The sequence below is a fragment of the Stenotrophomonas sp. STK17_22 genome (assembly GCF_051983905.1).
Taxonomy (GTDB): Bacteria; Pseudomonadota; Gammaproteobacteria; order Xanthomonadales; family Xanthomonadaceae; genus Stenotrophomonas; species Stenotrophomonas maltophilia_A.
Genome location: NZ_CP197010.1, coordinates 1,869,392 through 1,887,526 on the forward strand (window position 1 = coordinate 1,869,392; position 18,135 = coordinate 1,887,526).

Below are 18,135 nucleotides of genomic sequence, written 5' to 3' on the forward strand. Positions count from 1 at the left end.
CGCATAGCGTTACTGCTTGAGCCGGTCCGGCCATCGGCCGGAACGAAAGTGCCGCCCTTGCAGGCGGCATTTTTGTGGGTGCCGAGCGTTGCTCGGCACGCCGATCGCCCCTGTAGAGTCGAGATCCTATGTTCGTGGTCAAGCCTGCTGGAAGCAGGCTTGACCCACTTTCAGCATGGCCGGGTCAAAGTCCCGACCGCTCTTGAAGACGCCCCAAGCGATCCTGGCCAGCTTTCTGGCCAGAATGTTGAAGCTGGCGGTGCTGCTGTGTCCGCGCTCGCGGATGGCTAGGTAGAGAGGCTTGCCGCCTTTGGATCGGGTCAGGCCCATGGCCGCCATGTAGAGGATTTGACGCAGGCCGGCGTTGCCTCGCTTGGACAAACGGCGGCGGCCGATTCGTGCGCCGGATTCGTTGGGTCGCGGATCCAGACCGGTGCAGGCCACCCAAGCGTCTGAGCTGGCCAGCGGCCACCGGGTGATGTGATGGGTGACGAAGGCCGCCACCGTCGGCCCGATCCCCGGGATGGTCATGATCCGCCGATACAGCTCGCGCTGTTCGCCGCTGCGGCACAGTTGCTGAATCTGTTGGTCGAGCATGGCAATGGCCTCTTTCAGACCACCGAAGATGCGCCCAAAGATGGCCGACTCCGATGCCCCCACGCCTAGTGAGAGGTTCAACTTCGCCTTGCTCCGGACCAGGCTGTCACGTTGCTGCAGCAGCACATGTAGCTGCTCCTGCGCAGGCGAACGGGCGACATGCTCGTGCAGATTGTCGGCTTCCTTGGCGATGTAACGCGCAATGATCTGCGCGTCACCTGAGTCGGTTTTGCCGCGGGAGGCCACGCTCTTGGCGTAATGTTTGATGTCGCGCGGATTGAGCACAAAGACGGCATGACCGGCCTTCTGGGCAGCTTGAACCACAAGTTCGTGGTAGCGATTGGTTGCCTCCACTCCAATGCGAGACCTGGCCGGCAGAGCGGACAGCCACTTAGTGATGGCCGACGCTGAATTGGCGATGCGGGCGCTGCCTTTGGTGCCGTGGCAGGCCACCACCAGGGTCCGTGAATCGGCATCAATACCGACGGCGAAACGATCTGACATCTGCGCAACTCCCAGCTATTGTTGAAGGGCTGGGGTGGTACCGCACCACGTTGGCTTGCCTACATCGGCGGTCCTCAAAGGCCGCTAGATCCTTTATCGACGTTAAGGTGCGGGATGGGGATCGCTCGACTCGTCTGTCGGCTGGTACCCGCAGATAACATGTTGACGGTCCCTCCACCCTGGCTCCTACATACCCCGTAGGAGCCGGGAGGAACATACAAGCCATGCTCGACTACCTCTTCTGATAGATGCCGACCTTGGCCGGCGCCGTTCGAAAAGCAGTCGAGCATGGCTCGACTCTGCAGAAAGCGGCATCGTGGCCCGGGTAGATCCACGCCATGCGTGGATACCCTCGGTCATGCCGCCGAAGCGGCGACCTTCTCCAGGATGCGCTTGCCGCTGCTCTCCAGCGCGGCGTCTTCCTTTTCCTTCTGCTGCTGCGCCAGCTTCGCACCCGGGCACTGCGCCAGCATGTAGTTGGCGTCGAAGTTGAGCTTTTCCACCAGGAAATCGACGAACGCACGCACCTTCGGCGAGACCAGGCGGCCACCGGCGAACACGGCGTTGAAGTCCACTTCCGGGCCGGTCCAGCCGGCCAGCACGCGCCGTACCATGCCTGACTCGACGAACGGCTTGGCCATCACATCACCGGTCAGCAGCAGGCCTTCGCCACACACCAGTGCACCATTCAACGCAGACATGTCGTTGGCGGTCATCAGCGGGGTGACCGGGAAGTCACGCAGCTCACCGCCGTTCTCGCCCAGCTGCCAGGTGAAGCGCGGCGAATTGCCGGTGTGGTACGGCTTGCGCATTGCCAGGATGCGATGGAACTGCAGCTCTTCCGGATGCAGCGGCTCGCCATAGCGCTCGATGTAGGCCGGGCTGGCGAACACCTGCGTGCGCAGGCTGCCGAGCTTGCGCGCGACCAGGTTGGAATCGGGCAGGGCACCGACACGCAGCGCCAGATCCGCCTCACCGGCGATCAGGTCCAGCTTCTCGTTGCCCATATGCATGTCCAGGCGGATCTCTGGATACTGCGCATGGAACTGGCCCAGCAGCGGGGCGATCCAGGTGATGCCGATCGAGTAGGGCACGGTGAAGCGCAGCCAGCCGCGCGGGCCGGACTGCAACTGGCTCACCGCGCTCTCGGCTTCTTCCAGCTCGCGCGCGATGCGTTGGCAATGCTCGTGGTAGATCGAGCCGGCTTCGGTCAGGCCGAGACGGCGGGTGGTCCGGTGCAGCAGGCGCGCGCCCAGGCGCGTTTCCAGCTCCTGCACTTTGCGGCTGACCGTGGTCTTGGGCAGGCCGAGCGATTTGGCAGCGGCAATGAAACTGCCTTGCTCGACCACTTTGACGAAGATCAGCGTCTCGTTGAGATCGTGGGACATGGTCGGGGATCCTGGACGTCGGGGATGGGACAATCGTGACAGAACGATTGGACCGGGAGCGGGATGATTATTCCCCTTAATCAGGACTAATCAAGTAAAGGTTTGAGGTCTATCGTGGCGCCATTCGTTAATTGGAGCCCGTCCGCCATGAGCCTGCGCAACATTCTTGCCCGACTCCGGAACGCCGGCCAGAACACCCTGGACCTGGCGATGACCGTCGAAGCCCGTCCGAGTTCCTTGGTACACAAGGACTTTCGTGAGTTTACCGCGCCCATGCGTCAGCAGCGTGGCGGCGTCATCCGCCTGGTCCCGCACAAGGGCGATCGACTGCGTCGAATTGGGACTATCCCGGATTTGGGAGGAAATGTCCCGTGAATGGGATACTGACGCCCGAAGTTCTGGTCCTCGGCGGCACCGGCGCCGTGGGCCAGGGCGTGGTCGGCGCCCTGCTGGAGGCCGGCAGCCCGGTGCTGGTGGTCGGGCGCGATCCGGGCCGGCTGGCGGCGCTGCATGAGCAGTTCGCCGATGAGCCGGGCCTGGAAACCGTGCTGGGTTCGCTCAGCGATGACGGCTCGGCACGTGCGCTGGCCGAACGCATCGCGCAGCGGCCGCGTCCGTTGGCTGCAGTGATCGCCGCGATGGGCGGCCCCTACCGTCGCGGCCGCGTGGTCGACCGCAACGGCGACGAACTGCTCGGCGCGCTGCAGGCCGACCTGATGCCGCACGTGCACGCGGTGCGCCACCTGCTGCCGCTGCTGCAGGACAACGTACACGCGCGCCGCTACGTGATGATCGGCAGCCCGGCCGCAGTCAAGCCGTGGGCCGGTTACGGCGAAAGCTCGATCACCGCCGCGGCGATGCGCATGTACGCGCAGGTGGTGCACCAGGAAGCGCAGGCGATCGGCGTGCGCGCGCAGATGCTGGAAGTCTGCAGCCCGGTGTGTACCCCGGCCAACGCGGCCAACGCCTGCATCGAGTGGCCCAGCTCGCTGCTGGTCGGTCGCCGCGTGGTCTCGCTGCTCGATGGGTGTCGCGACAACCGCGCCATCGTCCGTTGCGACAGCAGTGATGCCGAACTGCCGCGCGGCCTGCTGCACCTGGAAGTTCCTCCGCTTTGGCGCGACACCGCTGGCGTCGCTTGACCTCGACCAAGGTTGAGGTCGCAGTATGCGCCGCCGATTTTCGCAACACCTTCTCATATAGCTGTACCACCCCTCCGTACGGATGCATGCCATGACTTCCCCCAACACCACCCCACATCGTTTCGGCCATCGCATCGCGATGGTCGGCGTGTCGATCCTCGCCGCGGCCGTGCTTGCAGCCTGCAGCGGCGGCCATGCCGAAGAAGCCGGTGCACCGCCGCCGCCGCAGGTCAGCGCCGCGCCGGTGCTGGTCAAGCAGGTCAGCCAGTGGGACGAGTTCAGCGGCCGCGTCGAAGCGGTACAGAGCGTTGAACTGCGCCCGCGCGTGTCCGGCTATATCGACAAGGTCAACTACGTCGAAGGCCAGGAAGTGAAGAAGGGCGAAGTGCTCTTCACCATCGACGCGCGCAGCTACCAGGCCGAATACGATCGTGCCGCCGCCGAGCTGGCCCGCGCCCGCACCCAGGCCACCCTGGCCCGCAGCGAGTCCGAGCGTGCCAAGCGGCTGTCCGAGCAGCAGGCGATCTCCACCGAGACCGCCGAGCAGCGTCGCGCTGCCGCCGACCAATCCGGTGCCGCCGTGCAGGCGGCGCAGGCTGCGCTGGATGCGGCCCGCCTCAACCTGGAGTTCACCAAGGTGCGCGCACCGATCGACGGCCGCGCCGGCCGCGCGATGGTCACCGCCGGCAACCTGGTCACCGCCGGCGACAGCGCCAGCGTGCTGACCACGCTGGTCTCGCTGGATACCGTGTTCGTCTACTTCGATGCCGACGAAAGCACCTTCCTGCGCTACGCACAGATGGCACGCAAGGGCGAGCGCCCGAGCGAGCGTGACAGCGAACTGCCGGTGAAGGTCGGCCTGTCGGGCGAAGAGGGCTACCCGCATGCGGGCAAGGTCGACTTCCTCGACAACCAGGTGGCGCGCAGCACCGGCACCATCCGCGTCCGCGCGCTGCTGGACAACGCCGATCGCCAGTTCACCCCGGGCCTGTTCGCCCGCGTGCAGCTGCTCGGCAGCGGCCAGTTCCAGGCGCTGCTGATCGACGACAAGGCCGTGCTGACCGACCAGGACCGCAAGTACGTGTACGTGGTCGACAAGGATGGCAAGGCCCAGCGCCGCGACATCCAGCTTGGCCGCACCGCTGAAGGCCTGCGCATCGTCGAGCACGGCCTGGCCGCCGGTGACAAGGTGATCATCGACGGCGTGCAGAAGGTCTTCATGCCGGGCATGCCGGTGCAGGCCAAGGCCGTGGCGATGCAGCCGCAGGCTGCGCCACCGGCACCGGGCCGCGATGCCACCGCCGCGCTGAACCACTGATCCGCCGTCTCCTGATCCGCGTCCCCGCTTAGCTGCCGGCGCCAGCAGCAGCCTTCCCTGCCTTCGTCATCTCGGCGAGGGGCGGGGAGGCTGTTGCCCGCCGAACGCCTTTCCCAGGAATTCCTCCATGGACTTTTCCCGTTTCTTCATCGACAGGCCGATCTTCGCGGCGGTGCTGTCGATCGTGATCTTCGCCGCAGGCCTGATCACGATTCCAATCCTGCCGATCAGCGAGTACCCCGAAGTGGTGCCGCCGTCGGTGGTCGTGCGCACGGTGTATCCGGGCGCCAACCCCAAGGTCATTGCCGAGACCGTCGCCACCCCGCTTGAAGAGGCGATCAACGGCGTCGAAGGCATGATGTACCTGAAGTCGGTCGCCGGCTCGGACGGTGTGCTGCAGATGACCGTCACCTTCCGCCCGGGCACCGACCCGGACGCGGCGGCGGTGAAGGTGCAGAACCGCGTGGCGCAGGCGCAGGCGCGCCTGCCCGAGGACGTGCGCCGGCAGGGCGTGACCACGCAGAAGCAGTCACCGACCTTCCTGATGGTGGTGCATCTGACCTCGCCGAACGGCAAGTACGACACCCTGTACCTGCGCAACTACGCCCGTCTGCACGTCAAGGATGCGCTGGCGCGTATTCCGGGCGTGGGTGACGCGCAGATCTTCGGTGGTGGTGACTACGCCATGCGCGCCTGGCTGGACCCGGACAAGGTCGCCTCGCGCGGCCTGACCGCCAGCGACGTGGTGCGCGCGATGCGTGAGCAGAACGTACAGGTTTCGGCCGGCCAGCTCGGTGCCGAACCGTTGCCGAACAGCCAGTTCCTGACCCTGATCAATGCCCAGGGCCGCTTGAAGACTGAAAAGGAATTCGGCGACATCGTGCTCAAGAGCGGTGTTGATGGCGAGATCGTGCGCCTGGCCGATGTGGCCCGCCTGGAACTGGGTGCCGGTGACTACACCCTGCGTTCGCAGCTGGACGGCAAGAACGCGGTGGGTATCGGTATCTTCCAGTCGCCGGGTGCCAATGCACTGGAGATCCGTGACCAGGTCATCTCGACGATGGACGAGATGCAGAAGACCATGCCGGCCGACGTGAAGTACGAAGCCGTGTATGACACCACCATCTTCGTGCGCGACTCGATCAAGGCCGTGGTCTCCACGCTGCTGGAAGCGATCGCGCTGGTGGTGCTGGTGGTGATCCTGTTCCTGCAGACCTGGCGTGCGTCGATCATTCCGCTGATCGCGGTGCCGGTGTCGGTGGTCGGTACTTTCGCCGCGCTGTACCTGCTGGGCTTCTCGATCAACACGCTGAGCCTGTTCGGCCTGGTGCTGGCGATCGGCATCGTGGTCGATGACGCGATCGTGGTGGTGGAGAACGTCGAGCGCAACATCGAAGAAGGCCTGTCGCCCACCGCCGCGGCCCACCAGGCCATGCGTGAGGTGTCCGGCCCGATCATCGCGATCGCGCTGGTGCTGTGTGCCGTGTTCGTGCCGATGGCCTTCCTGTCGGGTGTCACTGGCCAGTTCTACAAGCAGTTCGCGGTCACCATCGCCATCTCCACGGTGATCTCGGCGATCAACTCGCTGACCCTGTCGCCGGCCCTGGCCGCGCGCCTGCTGAAGGCCCATGGAGCGCCGAAGGACGGCCCGAGCCGCTTGATCGACCGCCTGTTCGGCTGGGTGTTCCGTCCGTTCAACCGCTTCTTCAAGTCCAGTTCGGAGAAGTACGAGCGTGGCGTTGCTCGCATCCTCGGCCGTCGTGGTGCGGTGTTCGTGGTCTACGCGATCCTGCTGGTCGGTACCGGTGTGATCTTCAAGCTGGTGCCGCCGGGCTTCATCCCGACCCAGGACAAGCTGTACCTGATCGCGGGTGTGAAGTTGCCGGAAGGTTCGTCGATCGCGCGTACCGATGAAATGCTGCGCAAGGTCGCCAAGATCGCCCAGGAAACCGATGGCGTGGCCCACACCATCTCGTTCCCGGGTTTGAACGCGCTGCAGTTCACCAACACGCCGAACACCGGTGTGGCGTTCATTCCGCTCAAGCCGTTCGCCGAGCGCCATGGCCGTACCGCCGCGCAGATCAACGCCGAGATCAACCAGAAGATCGCCGGTCTGCAGGAAGGCTTCGCCTTCTCGATGATGCCGCCGCCGATCCTCGGCCTGGGCAACGGCAACGGCTACCAGATGTTCATCGAGGACCGTGGCAACCTGGGTTACGGCGCGCTGCAGAATGCTGTACAGGCGATGCAGGGCACCGTTGCGCAGACGCCGGGCATGGCCTTCCCGATTTCCAGCTACCAGGCCAATGTGCCGCAGCTGGATGCCGAGGTCGACCGCGTCAAGGCCAAGGCACAGGGCGTGCAGCTCACCGAACTGTTCGACACGCTGCAGACCTACCTCGGCTCGGCCTACGTCAACGACTTCAACCAGTTCGGCCGTACCTGGCAGGTCATCGCGCAGGCGGACGGTCCGTACCGCGAAACGGTCGAGGACATCGGCAAGCTGCGTACCCGCAATGACCGCGGCGAGATGGTGCCGATCGGTTCGATGGTCACCATCAAGCAGACCTTCGGCCCGGACCCGGTGCTGCGCTTCAATGGCTATCCGGCGGCGGATCTGGCCGGTGAAGCCGACCCGCGCCTGCTGTCTTCGGCCGAGGCGATGAACAAGCTGACCGAGATCGCCGGCAAGGTGCTGCCGGTGGGCATGACCACCGAATGGACCGACCTGAGCTACCAGCAGGCAACCCAGGGCAAGGCCGCCTTCATCGTGTTCCCGGTGGCGATCATGCTGGCCTTCCTGGTGCTGGCCGCGCTGTACGAGAGCTGGTCGCTGCCGCTGGCGGTGATCCTGATCGTGCCGATGACCCTGCTGTCCGCGCTGTTCGGCGTGTGGCTGACCGGTGGTGACAACAACGTGTTCGTGCAGGTCGGCCTGGTGGTGCTGATGGGCCTGGCGTGCAAGAACGCGATCCTGATCGTCGAATTTGCCAGAGAGCTGGAGATGGGCGGCAAGGGTATCGTTGAAGCTGCGCTGGAAGCCTGCCGCCTGCGCCTGCGCCCGATCGTGATGACCTCCATCGCGTTCATCGCCGGCACCGTACCGCTGGTGCTGTCGCACGGTGCAGGTGCCGAGGTGCGCTCGGTGACCGGTATCACCGTGTTCGCCGGCATGCTGGGCGTGACCCTGTTCGGCCTGTTCCTCACCCCGGTGTTCTACGTGGCCCTGCGCAAGTTCGTCACCCGCAACGGTGGTGGCCAGCTGGTGCAGCACGGCGAGCCGACCATCCACCACTGACATGGAACCCCGTCGCCGCCGGTCGCTGGCCGGCGGCGGCTTCCCCCTCACGAGGCAAGAATCCATGAACTCTCATCAGAACAAGATCGCGCTGGTCACCGGCGCCACCCGCGGCATCGGCGCCGAGACCGTGCGCCAGCTGGCCCAGGCCGGCGTGCATACGTTGCTGGCCGGCCGCAAGCGCGAGACCGCCGTAGAGCAGGCGCTGAAGCTGCAGGCCGAGGGCCTGCCGGTGGAAGCCATCCAGCTGGACGTGACCGATGCAGCCAGCATCGCCGAAGCGGTCGAGCAGGTACGCCAGCGCCATGGGCGCCTGGACATCCTGGTCAACAACGCCGGCATCATGATCGAGAACCCGGCGCAAGCCCCGTCCGAACAGTCGCTGGATACCTGGAAGCGCACTTTCGACACCAACGTGTACGCACTGGTTGCGGTGACCCAGGCCTTCCTGCCACTGGTCAGGCAGGCCAAGTCCGGGCGCATCGTCAACGTTTCGAGCATGCTCGGCTCGCAGACCCTGCACGCTGATCCGACCTCGGGCATCTACGATTTCAAGATCCCCGCGTACAACGCCTCCAAGGCAGCGGTGAACAGCTGGACGCTGGCGCTGGCGCATGAACTGCGCAGCACCCAGATCAAGGTCAATACCGTGCATCCGGGTTACGTGAAAACCGATATGAACGGCGGCCACGGCGAGATTGAGATCAGCGAAGGCGCGCGTTCCAGCGTGCAGATGGCACTGATCGGCCATGAAGGCCCGAACGGCAGCTTCACTTACCTGGGCGAGGTGCTGCCATGGTGATCCGCACGTTGGCGATGGCCGTCTCCAGCCTGGTGCTGGCGGGCTGTGTCAGCGTCGGCCCGAACTACAAGGCGCCGGTGCAGGATCCGGTGGTGCTGCAGGGTGCGCAGCAGCCGGTGTTCAGCACCACCTCGCCGGTGGCCAGCTGGTGGGCGCAGTTCGATGATCCGGTGCTGGAAGAGCTGGTGCACGGCGCACTGTCGGACAACCTGGACCTGCGCGTGGCCGTGGCCCGCGTCAGCCAGGCCCGCGCGGTGTTCGTCGAAAGCCGCTTCGACCAGGCGCCCCACGTTACCGCGGGCGGTAGCTACGATCGCCGCAAGCAACCCGATCCGCAGCTGGGTGGGCAGCGGGTGTTCAGTGAAAGCTACCAGCTCGGCTTCGATGCGGGCTGGGAGCTGGATCTGTTCGGCCGCAAGCGCCGTGCTGCAGAAGCCGCGCGTGCCGACCTCGACGCCGAGCAGGCCAACCTGGCCGACGCACAGGTACTGGTCGCCGCCGAAGTGGCACGCAACTACTTCGAGCTGCGCGGCACACAGAAGCGCATCGCCGTGGCCCAGCACACCCTGGTCAATCTGCGCGAGACGCAGAAGCTGACCGAGGCACGCTGGGAGCTGGGCGCCGGCAGCGAGCTGGACGTGCAGAGCAGTCGTGCCCGGCTGAAGGCCATCGAGGCCGACATTCCGCTACTGGAAGTGGCCGAAACGCAGTCGCGCAACCGCCTGGCGGTTCTGCTGGGCCAGCGTCCGGAAACGCTGACCGCCATGCTTGCGCCGCACGAAGTGCCGGCATTCGCCAAGGCGCTGCCGCTGGGCGATACCCGCGAGCTGCTGCGCCAACGCGCCGACGTGCGCGTGGCCGAGCGTCGTCTTGCCGCCGCTACCGCGCGGGTGGGCGTGGCCACGGCGGATCTGTTCCCGCGGCTGTCGCTGTCCGGATTCGTCGGCTTCCTCGGTGGCGATGCCAGTGGCCTGGTCAATGGCAACAACAAGGCCTGGTCGCTGACGCCGTCGCTGAGCTGGGCGGCCTTCGATTTCGGCACCGTACGTGCACGCCTGCGTGCCAGCAAGGCCGAGGCCGAAGGCGTGGCAGCACAGTATGAGCAGACGGTGCTGCTGGCACTGGAAGACACCGAGAACGCGCTGACCCGCTATTCCAAGCAGCAGGCGCGGCTGGCGATCGTGGTCGAGCAGGCGCAGGCGGCACGCCGTGCCGAGTCGCTGGCGCAGATCCGCTATCGCGAGGGCTCGGAGGACTTCCTGACCCTGCTGGATGCGCAGCGTACGCAGCTGGCAGCCGATGATGCGTTGGCCGCGGCCGAGTCCGAGGTCAACGTCAGCGTGGTGGGGGTGTACAAGGCGCTGGGTGGTTGGGGTCAATCACCGCAGCCGGCGAGTGTGGCGCAGGTGCAGTAAGCGCAGGGGACGGAAGCAGTGGCTTCCGTCCCTTTCTTCTTTCAGGGCCAGTGATTGGCTGGTGTCTCGCGCTCGCGCATGCGCACGATGCAGAAGCGATGGCCGGTCGGTGCTTCCATCACCCACCAGCGTTTGACGAAGCCTATCCGCCGCGCGCCGAGCTTCTCCAGGCGGTCGGCCTCGGCGTCGATGTCGTCGCTCTCGATGTCCAGGTGCACCCGTGAAGGATGATTGACGCGTTGCACCTCCACGTTCAGGCCTGCGGGCGCGCCCTGCAGGTCGGCGTACTCGGCGCCGTCTTCGGCATAGGCGGGCTGCGCCTGCAGGCCGAGCGCGGCGGACCAGAAGCGGGCACCTTCGTCGGCGGGAATGCCCTCGCAATCGATGATGAAACCGGCCAGGCGGCTCTGGTGTGCCATGCCTTTCTCCACAGTTCGGGAACGGGGGCAGGGTAGCGCGGCGTGTGCTGTGGACGTTGTCACAGTCGTGACGTTTCTGACTCTGCCGGAAGCCGTGTCCGCCGTGTAACTAGTGGGGCAGATTCCAGGGAGTAAAGACGATGAGTGATGACAGGCGGGATACCCAGCGCATGCTGTTTGGCGACCCGGGGCCACCCGGCGCGGGCCTTTCGGTGGCGGTCGTTGTGCTGCTGGTGCTGGCGACGATGGCCGCTGCGATCGGTTTCCTGCGACTGCCTGATCCGATGCTGGGGCTGGGCCTGATCGGCGTTGCCGTGTTCCTTGCTGTCGGCGCCCGCATCTGCCAGGCGCGCAACCAGCACCTGGCGTTGTACCGGCTGTTGTCGCGGCAGCCGCCGCGGTAGCCACGGCGGCCGCGGAGATTCAGTGCTTAGGCCAGTCCAGCTCGACCACCAGCGGGAAGTGATCCGACGGCAGCACGCCGTCGATGCGGCGGTCATCGGTGAGGAAACTGCGGGCATGGAAGCCGCGCACCAGCACCCAGTCCAGCTGCACGGTGGCCTTGCCGGTGAAGTCGTGGAAGGTCAGGCGTGGTCCCTGCGGTGCCTTCACCTGCGTGCGTGTGTCCTGCAGCAGGCGGGTGAACGCCTTGTAGGTGTCACCGCCGGGCTCGCTGTTGAAGTCACCGGTCAGGACCACTGGTAGGTCGGCAGGCAGGGCTTGCAGGCGCTTGCCGATCAGCTCGGCACCCTTCACCCTGCGCGGTTCGTCCTCGTCGCGATAGGGCAGGTGGGTATTCATGAAGTAGAAACGGCGGCCATCGTCCAGGCGCCGGAACAGGGCCCAGGTGACCATGCGCGGGTACAGGTTGCCCCAGCTGATGCTGCCGGGTACTTCGGGCGTATCGGATAACCAGAAGTTGCCGGATTCCTCGATGGCCAGCACCTTGCTGTCGTAGAACACGCCCATGTGTTCATCGCCGCTGCCACCGCGGCGGCCTTCACCGAACCAGCGGTAGCCGGGCAGATGCCCGGACAGGAAGTCGGCCTGTTCCTTCACCAGCTCCTGCGTGCCGATCACGGCCGGGTGTGCATCGAGGATGACCTTGGCCATGGCATCGCGACGGTCCGGCCAGCGCTTGCCCGGTTCGGTATCGGCCGGGGTACGGACATTGAACGACATCACTTTCAGTGGCGCCGGCGCAGCAGCCCAGGCGACGGCAGGCAGAGCAAGCGCCAGCAGCGCACACAGCGCAGGGCGACGGAAACGCGACAACATCGTGGAATCCCTCCATTCCATGAAAACGGTTTCATGAAGCATGCCATGGACGGTGGGGTCGGCGATATGCCGGGATGGGCGGATGGAAGATGCCGGGCGGGCGGTGAAGGTCCCGCCCGGCGGATCGCGGGGGCGCGATCAGGGGTCGTAGATCATCCCGTTCTCGTCACGGTTGTAATGACTGGTGACTTCGCGGGAGCCGTCGTCGTAGACCACGTACGACGTGCAGCGCTGGTGGAACACGTTGCCAGCGATGCGGAAGGGCACACACTCTTCCTGGACCTCGATGACCTCGGCAGCCGTTGTGGTGGCGACGGGGGCCAGCATCAGCACGGCCAGCACGGTGGCAAGCGAACACACCGATACGCCTTTATGCAGTCTCATTCCCACACTCCTTGTCGATGAGGATTACATCAGATACGGGTTGCCGTATTCGTCGATCCAGTACTCGGTGAGGAAAATCTCGCCGTCCGCATCGGGCATGGTCACGATGCAATGCTGGTGGATGCGGTAGCGCTCCACTTCAAATGGTTCGCAGCGCGTCACGCTGCCGGGTGGGCTGGTTACCCCGGCGTTGGCGTTGCCGCTCGACATCATTCCAGCGAAGGCTACGGCCAGTGCGGCCATCGAGGCCAGGTGCAGTTTCATGGGCATCATCCTTGTGTCTGCAATCGCGCATCTGCGCGGTGTCGTGCAACTACCCCCCGGTAGAGCATGCGCCCGAGTGGCAGCCGCTGCATGCGCGCCGGCCCGGCGGGCGGCCCGGCGCAGTCCCCTGCCGGCTCAGTCGCGCAGGTAAGGGTTGCCGTACTCGTCGATCCAGTACTCGGCTTCGTACACGTTGCCGAATTCATCGGTGTAGGTTTCAGTGCAGTGCTGGTGGACCCGGTTGTGGTCCACTTTCACCGGCACGCACGAAACATTTTCTTTCGGTCCCCCGGCATTGGCGTCCGCCACCGGAGCCAGGGTTGCCGTTGCCATCACCAACGCGGCCATCGCGGCCAGTTGCAGTTTCATAAGCATCGTCCTTGCTTTCTGCAATCGCGCACATGCGCATGGCGTGTGTAACACGCGAATCAGAGCGCCGGAAGTGTCTTGCCCGGATCAGTCCTCGATCTCGCCGCGCCGACTGGCAGCACGCACCGCCTGCGCGGTGGTTGCCACGCCCAGGCGCTGGCGCGCGCGTCGCAGATGATTCTCCACCGTACGGGCGGAAAGTCCCAGCGTGGCCGCGATTTCCGCTTGGCGACGGCCGGCGGCGACCCAGCGCAGCACCTCGCGTTCGCGCGTGCTCAACGCACTTCCGGAAAGCTCGGTGGGCGTCTCGGAAAGCCGGCGTGCGGCACGGAATGCTGCAGCTGCAGCAGCATCCAGCAGCAGTCGCGCGCTGGCCGATGCATCGATCGCTGTCCCGGCAAAACTGATCGCGCCTTCCAGCCCTGTGGTGCCGAACACCGGCACCTGCAGACCGTGCAGGCCTTCACCACGTGGCTGCTTTACCACCTGATAGCGTTCGCCGCGAACGCCCTGGCGCTTGCTCCAGAAGAACGGCGCGTCACTGTCCAGAACGTGGCGATTGACCGGACAGGCGTGCAGGTAGCGCGCGAGGTCGGTAGTGCTGCCGTCGCCGAACCAGTCGCCCTCGATCCAGTACACGCGCTGGGTACCGCGTTCCAACCCCGTGCCGGTGGCGAACACCAGCACGCGGTCGTAGCCCAGCGGTGCAGAGATGCCGCGTAGTACCGCGCCCACCGCACTCAGTGAGCGGGCGCGTTCCAGTTCCAGCAACGCCTGCACCAGATCGCTCACGCCAGTCAGCGCCCGGCCAATGCGTCGAGCAGCGTGCGCGCGGCCAGCTTGCCCAGCGCATTGCCGGCCAGCGGGCTGTCGCCGGTCAGCAACAGGCGGTCCTGCAGCACGCTGCCATCGATGCCGTCGTTGACGATCTGCACGCCCTGCTGCGCCAGGCGCTCACCGAAGAACCACGGCAGCTGCCCGGGCATGTAGCCGATCTCCGGCGTCTGCCGGTCCATCGCATCGGGGAAGGCACGGATGCGGTAGCCGCGGAACAGCGAACCACCGTCGGCCTCGTCAACGCCTGCGGCCAGCAATGCGGCCGGGCCGTGGCAGAGGGTGATGATGTGACGTTGCTCGGCCATCGCCCAGTGCAGGGCCGCCTTTACCGCGCGACTCTGCGGCAGTCCGATGAGGGCGCCGTGGCCACCGGGAATGAACACGGCTGCATAGTCCGACGCGGCATCGAGGCCTGCCACCACCTCATCCAACGGCAGTGGCTGGCGGAAGCGGGCTTCGTAGCGGTCGTACAGTCCGCCGATCTCCTTGTCCTCATGCGGGAACGCCCACCACTCGAACTTGGCGGCGTTGCCGGACAGCGTGGCCACATCGATGTCGAAGCCGGCCTTGTCCAGGTGGTACATCGGCAGCAGGGTTTCCACCGGATGGTTGCCGGTGGAGAACAGGTGGCCGTTGGCGGTGGGCAGATAGCGTTCGTCCGCAGCGATCATCAGCACCTTCCAGCGGCCATCGCGGCGCGCGTCGGGATAGTCGGCGCCGGACAGGTCGCTCTTCGCCGATGTGAACTGTGACAGCGAGTACGGCGACGGGAAGAAGGCGTCGCGCTCGGCCGGATCGGGGCTGGGGTGGCGGCTGGGCTCTTGCGTGTTCATGCGGACCTCCAGTGGGGTAGTGGAGCCAGCATAGAAGGGCGGATGCGTACAGGCGATGAGGGTTTTCCCCTCATTCGCCCCCTGCTATTTCACCACGGCGCCGTGCTGTTGCATGTCTTCATGCAGGATCCGCCGCAGTTCGACGATGGCCGGCGTGGCTTCCTGCACGCTGTGCCCGGACACGATCACCTTCTCCGAATCCGCGTGCGGAAGGTGCGAGCTCCAGTAGGGCACCAGCCCGTCGTCGGTCTTTTCCAGCGGACCATCTGCCTTGGCGCGCGCGATGATCGAGTGGTAACGCACCTTCGGTGCCATCGGCAGGTCGGCCACGGCGCGCACGAAGGGATCGTCCTTGTCCAGGTTCTGGATGCTGTTCATCTGGTAGCCGTGCTTGCCGTCGTTGCGATCGATCTTGCCGTCGTTGGCGATGGTGGCCACGTCCTCCAGGACGGTCAGTGGCAGCCGTACCAGGCGGCCGATCCAGCGGCCGAGGCGGGTGCTCGCCACATCGGTACCGCGGTGCGGCGTGGCAATGAACACCACGCGCGATACTTCCGGTTCCGGCAGGAAGGTCAGCACCGGCGCGCCCTTGGTGCGCAGCAGCTCCTGCTGCGCAGGCGTCATCTGTGCGGTCGCCAGCAGGGTCTCTACCAGGTGGTCGCCGGAAGAAGACACCATCAGCCGTGAGATCACCCCACCCATGCTGTGCCCGACCAGCACCATGTCATGAGAGGCCTGCGCCTTGCCGCTGGGGTCGAAGTGCTTGAACACCTCATCCAGCGTATGGCGCATCGCATCGTGGCTCATCGCGATGGGCATGTTGGTCGGGTAGTAGAACTGCCAGATCTGGAAGTCCTGGCGGATCTCGTCGTCGCGCATCAGCTCGTTGGCGACGTTGACCCAGGCTTCCGGGCTGCTGGCCAGGCCATGGATCATCAGCAGCACGCGGCGGTTCGGGTCGTAGGGCTGCATCATGTACAGATGCGGCGTGTCGATGCCGCCCTTGCCACCGAACAGCGAACGCAGCGATTGGTGGCTGAAATTGGAGCGCGCCAGCCACAGTGCGTAGCCTGCGGTGAAGTTCGCGGCCAATGGCACCTGCTGCCCATGCAGGGTGACTTCCGTGACCTGGTAGGGATCGTGGATCTCCAGTTCCGGCTCGTCGTCGTGCAGTACTTCCCACAGGTTCTTTCCGGAGAAGCGCAGCAGCACCGTCATCGATGGCGACGGCATCTCGCTCCAGCTCTGCGTGACGGGCGTGGTGGCCCGCGCGGCGGCTGTGGTGGCCGGCGGCGTGGTGGCCGTAGCGGCGGCGGGATCATCCATCACGGCCACGAGTTCGGCACCGAAGCCATCGCGGCGATGCACGCTGCGCAGCGTGCCGGTGAACGACAGCGAGGCTGCCGGTACCAGTTCGGTGGGCGTACGCGTATCCAGCGGTGATGCTTGGCCCGACGGCGCCAGCACGAACGTCCAGCGGCCCAGCTGGAAGTGGCTGGCTTCACCATGCACGCGCCCGGTGGCATAGGCGTTGTACAACTGTACCGAGGCTTCCTGCACGGCCAGGTTGTAGTAGTCGCGCACCTGGGTCTGGCGGTCTTCGAAACCGCGCTGGTTGGCCGTGCGCTCGGTGAAGAACAGGTAGGCGTAGGCCTGCCGCGCGACCTGCATCCACGCGTCCAGGCGCGGCTGGAAGTCCGCATCCAGTTCGGTGATCGCGCTCTTGGCACGGCCTGACGTGGAGTACTCGCGCTTGGGCGCGGGCAAGGTCATCGCATACTGCAGCCACAGTTCGGCCAGGCTTGAGCGCTTGTCCTCCTCGCGCACCACGATGCTGCCTTCCATGGCCTCGATGCAGGGCAGGCCTGGCTTGGCGCAGACGCCTTCGTCGAGGCCGGCGACGCGCAGCGTCTCCATGGTGGCCGAACTGAGCTTGCCGGTGGTCAGGATGTCGCCGCGTTTCAGGGCGATGTACTGGCCGGGGGTGACCGAGGCCACCTGCACCGACGGCCCGAACTGGCGCAACGTCGCACAGCCGCCCAGGGTGAGCAGCACGGTGATGATGAGGGTCGTGCGGCCGATGAAGCCCAAGCCCGTGGTTGCCATACGATCCTCCTGCGCGGTGGCGCCACTCTAGCGGTCGGCATGTCAAAGCGGAAGATACCGGGCGGTCGGTTTGGAGCGCGGAAATGCCGCCAACCGGGCGATTCAGGCATTTCCGTGTGACACTGGGGTGAACAGGATGAATGCGGGGCTGCGATGCGATGGCTTGAGACCCGTGTTCCTCCGCCTCTTGTGATGCTGTTGTGCGCCGCCATCGGCTACATGGGCAGCCGATGGCAGCCGGGCGGGGCGCTGCAGCTACCCGTGCCGGAGGTGCTTGCGGGTCTGGTGATGGCCTTCGGCGTGGTATTGAACCTGCTGCCGAAGCTGGCCTTCCGGCGCGTGGGCACCACGGTCAACCCCCTGCGGCCAGCGACGTCGAGCGTGCTGGTCACGCACGGCGTGTACCGCTACACGCGCAATCCGATGTACCTGGGCCAGGCCACTATCCTGGCAGGTGCCATGCTGTACCTGCAGAACCTCGCCGCGCTGCTGGCCGTGCCGCTGTTCGTGCTGTACATCAACCGATGGCAGATCATGCCGGAAGAGCGGGCACTGTCGGCCCGCTTTCCGGGGGCATACGCAGCCTTCCGCCAGCGGGTACGGCGCTGGCTCTAGCGCGGGTCAGGCAGTCACGGTGTGATCTGGCACTTCACGGCAGCGGAATAGCCTTCGTAATCATCACCGGCAATCACGTGCAGGGTGTGGTGCTTGTCGATGCGCTTCACGTAAGACGGTGCTTCGGTGTTGGCGTATTCGTTGACCGTGGTCACCGACCAGGTCTTGGCCAGGCGCTTGGGGTCGACACCGTTCAAGTAGACGAAGATGCTCTTCTCGCCCTCGGCGACATTCACGTCGGCATGGGTGACGGTACCGCCGAACAGGGCGACCGGCGTGGTTTCCGGCTCGAACGTGCCGCCAGGCTTTCTGGCCAGGCCGGCTGCCTGCAGGGCATCGATGGCCTCGGCTTCGCTGAAGGTCGAGCCTGCCTTGCAGGCCAGCAGGGCTTCGAGTGTTGCGGTGCCGGGCGGCGCGATGGCGGGTGCAGCCGCGTGCGCAGCCGGGGTCGCGGCACAAGCAGCCAGGAGCAGGGCAGAGGTGATGATCACGGTTCTCATCGCAGGTCCTTCTGTAGATAGTGGGCAGCAACACGGACGGAGGATGCCGCCTCATTGTGCGATGTT

At 65.6% G+C, this 18,135-nt stretch carries 19 protein-coding genes; 8 read left to right on the top strand and 11 right to left on the bottom strand.

All coding sequences use genetic code 11. The features are described 5' to 3' along the window. Window positions 1-138: 138 nt before the first annotated feature. Together ACSYS9_RS08700 and ACSYS9_RS08705 are read right to left on the bottom strand one after the other, a co-directional pair. Entirely contained in the window at window positions 139-1,101 is a 963-nt protein-coding gene (locus ACSYS9_RS08700) for an IS110 family transposase (protein WP_071229476.1), read from the bottom strand. Between the two features lie 356 nt (window positions 1,102-1,457). Then, window positions 1,458-2,489 (bottom strand): LysR family transcriptional regulator, encoded by a 1,032-nt coding sequence (locus tag ACSYS9_RS08705; RefSeq protein WP_005409107.1) that lies wholly within the window; start codon window positions 2,487-2,489, stop codon window positions 1,458-1,460. 147 nt (window positions 2,490-2,636) lie between these two features. On the opposite strand from ACSYS9_RS08705, the gene ACSYS9_RS08710 reads away from it, so the two are divergent. The 6 genes from ACSYS9_RS08710 (at window position 2,637) to ACSYS9_RS08735 (ending at window position 10,464) form a co-directional block, all read left to right on the top strand. Then, window positions 2,637-2,864: a hypothetical protein gene (locus ACSYS9_RS08710; protein ID WP_071229459.1), complete on the top strand. Its 228-nt coding sequence runs from the start codon at window positions 2,637-2,639 to the stop codon at window positions 2,862-2,864. After that, on the top strand, window positions 2,861-3,631 hold the full coding sequence (locus ACSYS9_RS08715) for an SDR family NAD(P)-dependent oxidoreductase (protein WP_014036826.1): 771 nt from the start codon (window positions 2,861-2,863) through the stop codon (window positions 3,629-3,631). Before ACSYS9_RS08710 ends, ACSYS9_RS08715 begins: the two co-directional genes overlap by 4 nt. Before the next feature lie 91 nt (window positions 3,632-3,722). After that, window positions 3,723-4,949, top strand: a complete 1,227-nt coding sequence (locus tag ACSYS9_RS08720; RefSeq protein WP_071229460.1) for an efflux RND transporter periplasmic adaptor subunit — start codon at window positions 3,723-3,725, stop codon at window positions 4,947-4,949. Between the two features lie 127 nt (window positions 4,950-5,076). Beyond that, window positions 5,077-8,247: an efflux RND transporter permease subunit gene (locus ACSYS9_RS08725; RefSeq protein WP_032128264.1), complete on the top strand. Its 3,171-nt coding sequence runs from the start codon at window positions 5,077-5,079 to the stop codon at window positions 8,245-8,247. A 64-nt stretch (window positions 8,248-8,311) separates the two neighbouring features. Beyond that, a complete protein-coding gene (locus ACSYS9_RS08730; protein ID WP_012510730.1) occupies window positions 8,312-9,049 on the top strand; it encodes an SDR family oxidoreductase in 738 nt (245 codons plus the stop codon). After that, entirely contained in the window at window positions 9,043-10,464 is a 1,422-nt protein-coding gene (locus tag ACSYS9_RS08735) for an efflux transporter outer membrane subunit (protein ID WP_071229461.1), read from the top strand. Before ACSYS9_RS08730 ends, ACSYS9_RS08735 begins: the two co-directional genes overlap by 7 nt. A gap of 41 nt (window positions 10,465-10,505) precedes the next feature. Here ACSYS9_RS08735 and ACSYS9_RS08740 read toward each other — a convergent pair whose 3' ends face one another. After that, entirely contained in the window at window positions 10,506-10,883 is a 378-nt protein-coding gene (locus tag ACSYS9_RS08740) for a VOC family protein (RefSeq protein ID WP_071229462.1), read from the bottom strand. Between the two features lie 140 nt (window positions 10,884-11,023). On the opposite strand from ACSYS9_RS08740, the gene ACSYS9_RS08745 reads away from it, so the two are divergent. Next, window positions 11,024-11,287, top strand: coding sequence for a hypothetical protein (locus ACSYS9_RS08745; protein WP_049423576.1), 264 nt, complete (start codon window positions 11,024-11,026; stop codon window positions 11,285-11,287). A 19-nt stretch (window positions 11,288-11,306) separates the two neighbouring features. Here the strand turns inward: ACSYS9_RS08745 and ACSYS9_RS08750 are convergent, their stop codons facing one another. From ACSYS9_RS08750 to ACSYS9_RS08780, 7 genes are all read right to left on the bottom strand, one after another. Continuing rightward, window positions 11,307-12,161 carry an endonuclease/exonuclease/phosphatase family protein gene (locus ACSYS9_RS08750; RefSeq protein ID WP_071229463.1) on the bottom strand — a complete coding sequence of 285 codons (855 nt, stop codon included), beginning with the start codon at window positions 12,159-12,161 and terminating at the stop codon, window positions 11,307-11,309. 138 nt (window positions 12,162-12,299) lie between these two features. Continuing rightward, window positions 12,300-12,545 (bottom strand): hypothetical protein, encoded by a 246-nt coding sequence (locus tag ACSYS9_RS08755; protein ID WP_049400327.1) that lies wholly within the window; start codon window positions 12,543-12,545, stop codon window positions 12,300-12,302. Window positions 12,546-12,569: 24 nt separating this feature from the next. Next, window positions 12,570-12,809 carry a hypothetical protein gene (locus tag ACSYS9_RS08760; protein ID WP_317217777.1) on the bottom strand — a complete coding sequence of 80 codons (240 nt, stop codon included), beginning with the start codon at window positions 12,807-12,809 and terminating at the stop codon, window positions 12,570-12,572. A 135-nt stretch (window positions 12,810-12,944) separates the two neighbouring features. After that, the gene (locus ACSYS9_RS08765) at window positions 12,945-13,178 is read right to left on the bottom strand and encodes a hypothetical protein (protein ID WP_032128272.1); all 234 of its coding nucleotides are present in this window, start codon (window positions 13,176-13,178) and stop codon (window positions 12,945-12,947) included. Window positions 13,179-13,265: 87 nt separating this feature from the next. Then, window positions 13,266-13,970: a PA1136 family autoinducer-binding transcriptional regulator gene (locus ACSYS9_RS08770; RefSeq protein ID WP_049423583.1), complete on the bottom strand. Its 705-nt coding sequence runs from the start codon at window positions 13,968-13,970 to the stop codon at window positions 13,266-13,268. Window positions 13,971-13,975: 5 nt separating this feature from the next. Next, window positions 13,976-14,848, bottom strand: coding sequence for a glyoxalase III HchA (gene hchA / locus ACSYS9_RS08775; protein WP_071229464.1), 873 nt, complete (start codon window positions 14,846-14,848; stop codon window positions 13,976-13,978). Window positions 14,849-14,932: 84 nt separating this feature from the next. Further along, complete coding sequence (locus tag ACSYS9_RS08780; protein WP_071229465.1) at window positions 14,933-16,954, bottom strand: esterase/lipase family protein; 2,022 nt, start codon at window positions 16,952-16,954, stop codon at window positions 14,933-14,935. Window positions 16,955-17,107: 153 nt separating this feature from the next. Between ACSYS9_RS08780 and ACSYS9_RS08785 the strand changes: the two genes are divergently transcribed. Further along, window positions 17,108-17,569, top strand: coding sequence for a methyltransferase family protein (locus ACSYS9_RS08785; protein WP_071229466.1), 462 nt, complete (start codon window positions 17,108-17,110; stop codon window positions 17,567-17,569). Between the two features lie 14 nt (window positions 17,570-17,583). Here the strand turns inward: ACSYS9_RS08785 and ACSYS9_RS08790 are convergent, their stop codons facing one another. Then, window positions 17,584-18,069 (bottom strand): hypothetical protein, encoded by a 486-nt coding sequence (locus tag ACSYS9_RS08790; protein WP_071229467.1) that lies wholly within the window; start codon window positions 18,067-18,069, stop codon window positions 17,584-17,586. Between the last annotated feature and the right edge of the window lie 66 nt (window positions 18,070-18,135).

Excerpts from the sequence above, each read along its gene's own strand:
- ACSYS9_RS08745 (WP_049423576.1), top strand. The coding sequence starts at position 11,024 with ATGAGTGATGACAGGCGGGATACCCAGCGCATGCTGTTTGGCGACCCG.
- ACSYS9_RS08705 (WP_005409107.1), bottom strand. The coding sequence starts at position 2,489 with ATGTCCCACGATCTCAACGAGACGCTGATCTTCGTCAAAGTGGTCGAG.
- ACSYS9_RS08725 (WP_032128264.1), top strand. The coding sequence starts at position 5,077 with ATGGACTTTTCCCGTTTCTTCATCGACAGGCCGATCTTCGCGGCGGTG.
- ACSYS9_RS08730 (WP_012510730.1), top strand. The coding sequence starts at position 8,312 with ATGAACTCTCATCAGAACAAGATCGCGCTGGTCACCGGCGCCACCCGC.
- ACSYS9_RS08740 (WP_071229462.1), bottom strand. The coding sequence starts at position 10,883 with ATGGCACACCAGAGCCGCCTGGCCGGTTTCATCATCGATTGCGAGGGC.
- ACSYS9_RS08780 (WP_071229465.1), bottom strand. The coding sequence starts at position 16,954 with ATGGCAACCACGGGCTTGGGCTTCATCGGCCGCACGACCCTCATCATC.
- ACSYS9_RS08765 (WP_032128272.1), bottom strand. The coding sequence starts at position 13,178 with ATGAAACTGCAACTGGCCGCGATGGCCGCGTTGGTGATGGCAACGGCA.
- ACSYS9_RS08760 (WP_317217777.1), bottom strand. The coding sequence starts at position 12,809 with ATGAAACTGCACCTGGCCTCGATGGCCGCACTGGCCGTAGCCTTCGCT.
- ACSYS9_RS08720 (WP_071229460.1), top strand. The coding sequence starts at position 3,723 with ATGACTTCCCCCAACACCACCCCACATCGTTTCGGCCATCGCATCGCG.
- ACSYS9_RS08790 (WP_071229467.1), bottom strand. The coding sequence starts at position 18,069 with ATGAGAACCGTGATCATCACCTCTGCCCTGCTCCTGGCTGCTTGTGCC.
- ACSYS9_RS08750 (WP_071229463.1), bottom strand. The coding sequence starts at position 12,161 with ATGTTGTCGCGTTTCCGTCGCCCTGCGCTGTGTGCGCTGCTGGCGCTT.
- hchA (WP_071229464.1), bottom strand. The coding sequence starts at position 14,848 with ATGAACACGCAAGAGCCCAGCCGCCACCCCAGCCCCGATCCGGCCGAG.
- ACSYS9_RS08735 (WP_071229461.1), top strand. The coding sequence starts at position 9,043 with ATGGTGATCCGCACGTTGGCGATGGCCGTCTCCAGCCTGGTGCTGGCG.
- ACSYS9_RS08710 (WP_071229459.1), top strand. The coding sequence starts at position 2,637 with ATGAGCCTGCGCAACATTCTTGCCCGACTCCGGAACGCCGGCCAGAAC.
- ACSYS9_RS08700 (WP_071229476.1), bottom strand. The coding sequence starts at position 1,101 with ATGTCAGATCGTTTCGCCGTCGGTATTGATGCCGATTCACGGACCCTG.
- ACSYS9_RS08755 (WP_049400327.1), bottom strand. The coding sequence starts at position 12,545 with ATGAGACTGCATAAAGGCGTATCGGTGTGTTCGCTTGCCACCGTGCTG.
- ACSYS9_RS08785 (WP_071229466.1), top strand. The coding sequence starts at position 17,108 with ATGCGATGGCTTGAGACCCGTGTTCCTCCGCCTCTTGTGATGCTGTTG.